The following is a 2,803-nucleotide window of genomic DNA, read 5'->3' as shown; positions in this document are numbered from 1 at the left end:
GACTAGCCAGCTAAACACGTACCTTTTTTGTAAACCATGGGTATAATTTATCATGAATCGAATACTTGTTTACTAAGTACCATGAACAAATACGGGAAAGTAGTATGCCCAAGATATGTTTCAATTCATCTATATCATCTCTTTCAGATATAATTATATATAGTGATTGATCTAACGCAACTGCACCTTCAAAGAGCATACCGTGAAGCTTCGTACCTATAATTTTTCGGATGGCTAGTTTAGGCTTAAAGAAGAATTCTGGAGACCTTGGTTCAGCCAACCATGGCCCGTAAGAAATATATGTATCGTTTGAGCTGAATGTAAAACGATCTACATGTTTGCCTTTTATTTCTAGCAGATATGTATCATCTAAAGGTCTATCTGCATGATACGAGCAAACCTCTTTGTCTTTTAATGTTTGTGGACCTGTGCCGAATTTAGATTTACCGTATCCGTCTGTCCTATAAGCATGAATCCCTCTGTTGATCTTAAAGTCTTGACTAAGTGGTTCAGAATCATATTCCATTTTTTTGATTATTTTATCAAAATTAGAATTCTTTCTGGGATTGATTAAACCATCTACTATGCACTGATTAGGGTCTATTTCGTTTATGGTTTCATGGATTTTTGGTGTGAAAAAGCGATCTATACTTATCAAACTAGGTGGACCAGAAACGTCAACCAAAAATATGGAATTTTCAATGGTTACTTTGTCGAATACAGGGTAATCAAATATTGATATTGATTTAATATTATGTTTTTCTAGTAAGTGATTGCGAACTTTTGAAAAGTACTCTGAATTGAGCCATGAGTCAGGTATTATAAACGAGAACATACTGCCAGGATTGGATAATGATAGGGATCTATCTATGAAATAGACATAGAAGTCCGTCTGATATTGGGCTAATTTATACTTCTTAGTGAAATATTCTAAATTTACTTGTCCGGCAGAATATAAATAAGGCGGGTTTCCAATGATCACATTGAATCCGCCTCTTTGCATGGCATATGGAAACTCCATCACCCAGTCAAATGGATTGATCCTCTCGATCTCCTCCTGCTCAAGATTCGGATTGTCCTCCAGGATGTCCCAGCCGATCAACGAATTCCCGCACTTGATGTTCCGGCTCAGATCGGGCAGCGCCCTTTCCGAAAAGAGCGTGAGCTGCTTGGAGATCGTCTCCTCGTTCTCCCCCTCCAGCACCTTCAGGAGAAGCGAGAGCTTGGTCACCTCCACCGCCTGGCGGTCGATGTCCACTCCGTAGATGTTATTCAAGAGAATCCTCTTTCTCTCCGCCGTGGTCAGCCTCCACTCCCCGCCCCGGCCCTGAAAGACTGGCAGCTCCGGCTCCCTCTCCTTCTTCCTGCCCTTACTCGCCCCCTCAATTCCCGGCAGCATATGCCTTATCTGGATGGACGATGGCCTCAGGCCGCTCTCCAGCAACGGCACAAGGTTTTGCACATACCATTCTCTATGCCAGTCCAGCAGATGCTGATAGGCCACAATGAGAAATGAGCCCGAGCCGCAGGCTGGATCAAGAACGCTTATCTTCGTTGCATCCGACGGCGTCTTCCCTTCCAATGTGGGCCCCAGGGTGTTTTTCACGATATAGTCCACGATGTAGGCCGGGGTGTACTTGCCCCCGCCCGCCTTTTTCACCTCCGGCTTGTCCTCCACCACCGCCCGGTGGCCGTCGGTGAGGCGAATGACCTTTCCCAAAAACTGCTCATACACCTGGCCTAAGATCTCCGCCGGCAGGACTGAGAACTCATAAGGGCTGTCCGGATAGTAGAGCCGCCGGATGATGTCTTTTAAAGGTTTGTCATCGATATTTAGCCGCAGGCTGAGAGTGTCCGGATTTTCCCTGCCCGATTCTTTTTCGAAATGGAATATGCCGGAGTTGTAGCGCTCGTCCGCCCGACGGAACAGCTCACAGAGCCTGGGGTAGACCCTCTCCCCAGAGAGGAGGTCCTCCATCTTCATCAGCCTCTCAATCCCCCGGTCCTCGCATATCCTGAGGAAGACTATGCGGTTGACCGTCGCCTGAACTGCATAGTTGAGCTCCCTGGTGTCCAGCTCCGGATTTCGCAGGGCGATATTTCTGGCCAGGATCTCCCTCCAGCCGGCGATCTCCTCCAGGAAGGCAGAATCCACCTGGGCCGTGCCTCTCTTGCCCCTTTTATCCCGGGCATATTTATCAAAAGAGCCTTTAAGGATGGCGTTCTTGGAGAATATGGCCGCAATCTCATCCCACTGCTCCAGATAATCCCTGCAAGTCAGATAGAGTATCCGCCCTTTGGAGGGCATATCCTTCTTGTCCGGCTTCACAGTGCAGTCGTAGACAGAGAACTCCTCGAAGTCGGTGAGGATGGACAGGGGCAGCTTTGCCGTCCAGGCATATCGTCGCAGCTGGAAGGCAGGGTGAATGTCCTCTCTGATGTCCACCGAGGGCTTCTTGGTCTCCAAAAAGAACTTGCGCTGGCCGCCGATGCGAAAAGAGTAGTCCGGAGCCCTGGTGGTGCCGCCCACCTTGATGGCGTCCTCATGGATCACATCCTTGTAGGCCTCGGCAAACCCCTGCTCGTTATCGATATCCCAGCCCAGGGCCTTGAAGAGAGGATCGACAAACTCTCGTCGAACCTGGGTCTCATTGTAGTGCCCTGACTTGTAGGCCTCCCGATTGCTCTCGAACCTCTCCACAAGCTCCACGATCTCTTTAGGTGCCGCCAAATCAGTCTCCCCTCGGATATCCAACCACCTAACACACAAAAAGCCTTTTGGTGACTGCTCCCCGCCCTAAAG

Annotated in this window: 1 protein-coding gene; it reads right to left on the bottom strand. The window is 48.6% G+C overall.

Annotation, left to right across the window (positions count from 1 at the left end; genetic code table 11):
• Positions 1-10: 10 nt before the first annotated feature.
• Entirely contained in the window at positions 11-2,731 is a 2,721-nt protein-coding gene (locus BP822_RS12415) for an Eco57I restriction-modification methylase domain-containing protein (RefSeq protein ID WP_286878392.1), read from the bottom strand.
• Positions 2,732-2,803: the final 72 nt, after the last annotated feature.

Origin of the sequence: Methanosaeta sp. UBA458, from assembly GCF_002496085.1 — an archaeon.
In the GTDB taxonomy this organism is placed as follows: Archaea; Halobacteriota; Methanosarcinia; order Methanotrichales; family Methanotrichaceae; genus Methanothrix; species Methanothrix soehngenii.
The sequence above is the reverse complement of the archived record's forward strand: the minus strand, read 5'-3'. Positions and strand labels throughout refer to the sequence as shown.